This is a genomic window from Protofrankia sp. CiP1_Cm_nod1 (assembly GCF_920888515.1).
Lineage (GTDB): Bacteria > Actinomycetota > Actinomycetes > Frankiales > Frankiaceae > Protofrankia.
In genome coordinates this window covers 1-3,665 of the sequence record NZ_CAKKTM010000235.1, presented here as the reverse complement: position 1 = coordinate 3,665, position 3,665 = coordinate 1, and the positions used below count along the sequence as shown (strand labels likewise).

Annotated in this window: 3 protein-coding genes and 1 pseudogene; all 4 read right to left on the bottom strand. The window is 71.2% G+C overall.

What is annotated here, in order from left to right:
* Positions 1-189: 189 nt before the first annotated feature.
* The gene (locus NBX02_RS10780; protein WP_250287093.1) at positions 190-384 is read right to left on the bottom strand and encodes a hypothetical protein; all 195 of its coding nucleotides are present in this window, start codon (positions 382-384) and stop codon (positions 190-192) included.
* Positions 385-604: 220 nt separating this feature from the next.
* Entirely contained in the window at positions 605-2,125 is a 1,521-nt protein-coding gene (locus tag NBX02_RS10775) for an alpha,alpha-trehalose-phosphate synthase (UDP-forming) (RefSeq protein WP_250287095.1), read from the bottom strand.
* A gap of 680 nt (positions 2,126-2,805) precedes the next feature.
* Complete coding sequence (locus tag NBX02_RS10770) at positions 2,806-3,069, bottom strand: hypothetical protein (protein WP_131790223.1); 264 nt, start codon at positions 3,067-3,069, stop codon at positions 2,806-2,808.
* Between the two features lie 59 nt (positions 3,070-3,128).
* A pseudogene (locus NBX02_RS10765) lies at positions 3,129-3,665 on the bottom strand (hypothetical protein); the annotation flags it as partial.

Genomic DNA, 3,665 nt, shown 5'->3' with positions numbered 1-3,665 from the left:
CGAAGAAGGACGACGAAGGACGCCTCATGCCGCGCCGCGGGCCGCGGGCATCGGCCTACGGCGCGGTTGTCAGCCGCCGTGCGCGGCGGCGGAGCCTGCCCGGCCGGACCGGGCAGACATGATTGTTCTTCCGGGTGTCCCCCGCGATCGCGGGGTGCGTGCGGGGCGCATGCGGGGTGCGTGCGGGTGTCAGTACGCCTGTTCCATGATCTGGGAGGCGACGGCGGTGATCAAGCCGACGACCAGGGCCACGCCGGTGACGATCCACAGCGGTACCGAGTGCAGGGCGAGAGCGAAGACGCCGACCGTGAACGCCGCAATGATCAGAAAAACCGCGGTCCACGAACCCGCGTTCGCCTTGTGGTGACCGCTGGAACTTGCCACGTAAAGCTCCTCAGCCCGTCAACGATCAGCCAACCCCGACGGCGGCTGCTGTCACCGACCGAGACTACCGGTAAGCCACGGCAGAATCCCGCCGGTCACCCACGGTAATGATCGGACCGGTTCCGGGTCAGGACCCGGGCTCGGCGCGGCTCCTCAGGCGGGGCCCTAACGCCAGGTCCTCATCCTCAGGCAAGTCCTCGGACGGGTCCTCCGCGGGTTCTCACAGGTAGCCGGCGAGCTGGGCGAGGTCGTCGAGCTGGTCGCTCAGCCAGCGTCCCACGTCGTGCGTGCGCACCTGCTCGGCCGCCGCGGCCAGCCGCCGCTGCCGCTCCTCCAGCGGCATGGTCAGGGCCTCGTACAGGGCGTCCGCCATCTGCTGCACGTCGAAGGGATGCAGGGTGACCGCGTACTCCCCCAGCTCCTCGTGGGCGCCGGCGTTCTCCGACAGGGCCAGCACGCCACCGCGCCGGTTGACCACCGCGACCTCCTTGGTCACGAGGTTCATGCCGTCCGCCAGCGCGTTGACCAGGATCACGTCGCAGATCGAGTAGGCGGCCACCGCGAGCGGGAAGTCCTCGGCCATCCGCAGGTCGATGGGCTGCCGGCCGTCCTTGGTGTGCCGGGCGTTGATCTCCGCCACCACCGCGCCGATCAGCGCGATGTAGTCGGCGTACTCGGGCACGTCGGTGCGGCTGGGCTGGAGCAGGGCGAGGAAGCTGACCTTCCCGACGAGCTCCGGATACTGGTCGAGCAGCGCGCCGAAGGCCAGGAAGCCCCGCACGACGTTCTTGCTCGGGTCGGTGCGGTCCACCCGCAGGATCAGCCGCCGGTCACCGTCGAGGAAGGCGTACCTCAGCATGGCGACGTGCCCGGCGACCTCCTCCGTGCTCAGCGTCGCCTCCAGGACGGCGGTGTCCACCGAGATCGGGTAGTAGCGGGCCCGCACGACCCGGTCGCCGACGAAGACCAGCAGGTTGTCCAGGTCGACGTCGAGGCCGAGCAGGTCCTGGGCGCACAGGACGAAGTGGCGGGCGTAGCGCCGGGTGTGGAAGCCGACGACGTCACTGCCGAGCAGGCCGCGCAGCAGCCGTTCCCGGATACCGGCCGGCAGTATCCGCCACTCGTCCGGCCCCGGCCACGGGATGTGGATGAAATGGGTGAGCACGACGTCCGGGCACTGCTCGCGGACCCGCTCGGCCACCAGGTAGAAGTGGTAGTCCTGCAACAGGACCAGGGCCTTTCCGCCGCGGGCGCGGACCTCGTCGACGACCGCATCCGCATACACACGGTTGACCGCCGCGTAGCCGTTGTCGAACGCGTCGTGCTCGGCCTGGGTGAGGACGGGTGACAGCGCCCGGCCGTAGAGCCCGTGCTGGACGAACCACAGGATCGGGTTCGACCAGACGCTGTAGAAGTCCGCGTAGGCGGCCGGGTCGGTGGTGACCAGCCGGACCCGGATCGCGGGGCCGTCGGGTTCGTCCTCGACGACGTGCGGGTATGGAGAGGTCTGCACGAGAATCGAGCTGCCGTGCGCTTCGCTGGCGACGAGGGCGTCCTCCTCGCTGGACGCCCCGCACACCCAGACGGCGTCGTCCAGGTGCTCGGCAAGGCCGGAGAGGGCTGACACCAGCCCGCCCGCCCCGCGGTTGACGGTACGCCCGGACACGTCACGGTCGAAGCTCACCGGGCCGCGGTTGGACAGCAGCACCAGCGGCAGGTTAAGGATGGGGGTAGCCGGCACGGTGGTGGGGCCTCCTTAGTGATCCACGGTGGGGACCTCGGCGGTACGGAAAGATCCTTCCCGCGCCGCTCTCACGACCCTCTGGCCGCACATGGCAGTGGCACTGGACGGCCGTCAGGCCGGTGAACGCCTACGCGCCAACATCCCCGCGGACCTCCGGCTGCGCGATGGCAACATGATCGCTTCGCCCTCGGCGTCTCTGGATGATTCGGACTTTAGTGAGGCCCGCTAAAGATGCATCGGGTTGCAGGGAACATGCGGACTTGTTACCCGGGCCCTCACCTACGACACGCCGGCGACCGACAGCGGACACCCGCTTACGGAGAATATAACTCTTGTCGGTATTCGTGCACAGCCGATCCGGATACGTCCGGTTGATCCCGGCCGGGCCACGACGGCCCGCCACCCCGTGGCGGCCCTGTGGTGGACGCCGGCCGACACGGACGGCGATCGGCAACAGCCGTTCACGGCATGTTCGGGCTGTATTCGGACTGTGTTCAGGCTGTGTTCGGCGCGGCGGCGCTGGACGTGCCGGGCTTCCGCGCGGCGCGGCAGCCGCTCACGGCATGTTCCGGCCGGCGTGCGGGGCGGCCGGGCGATGGCTGCCCCGCACGCCGGCTGCCCCGGGAGAACCGTCCGCGGCCCAGCCCGGGGGAAACCGGCCGGCCGGGACGGACGCCCTACAGGCTGTCGCTGTAGTCGCGGACCTCCTGCACCGCCGACCCGAGCGCCGCCAGCGAGTCCTGGATACGCTCCCGGGTCTCCAGCAGCGCGCTGGTCAGCTGCTCCACGGCGCGGTGCGCGCTGCCGTCGGTCGCCGCCAGGACGATCGCCTGCGCTTCTTCGATCATGGTCAGCGCGCCGTCCAGCTGGCCGGTGACCTCGTCGGTACGCCGGAACGCCTCACCAAGCTGGGACTTGACGTCGGCGATGGTGCTCGTCACGGAGGTCCTGCCCTTCTTCTGTCATATCCGCTCCTGTATCCCGCCGGCCGGCGGCCGGGTCACTTCCGCTGCGGATGCCGCGGAGCGCCGACCCCGAGCCCGAACCGCAGCGCCAGCACGAGCGCCACCAGCGAGGCGATCACGTCGGTCGGGTCCAGCGACACCATCCGCGCGGTCGCCAGCACCGCGGCACCGGCCGTGCCGGCCCCGAGCAGCGCCGCGCGGGCAACCTCCACCCGGGCCGCGTCGGTCGCCACCGCCACGCAGAAGGCGGTGACCACGGCGGCGCCGGTGAGGGCCGGCAGCGCCTCGACCCCGGCCAGCGCCCGCAGCACGGTCACCCCGGCGGCCACCAGCAGGCAGCCCAGGCCGATGACGACCGCGGCCGAGGCCGACGAACCGGACCGTGTGACCGCCCGCAGCTCGGCGGCGTGCCCCATCGCGGTCATGCACAGCTCGTGGGCTCGCCGTGGTGCCTTGGACGGCTCGAACGCGGCCGCCGTGCCGGCGGCGGCCGCCTGCCTGGCACGTACCCGTCGCTGCGGCGTGGCGGCGGCCGGGCGTGCCTGCCCGGGCTCGCCCCGGCGGTGCTGGGC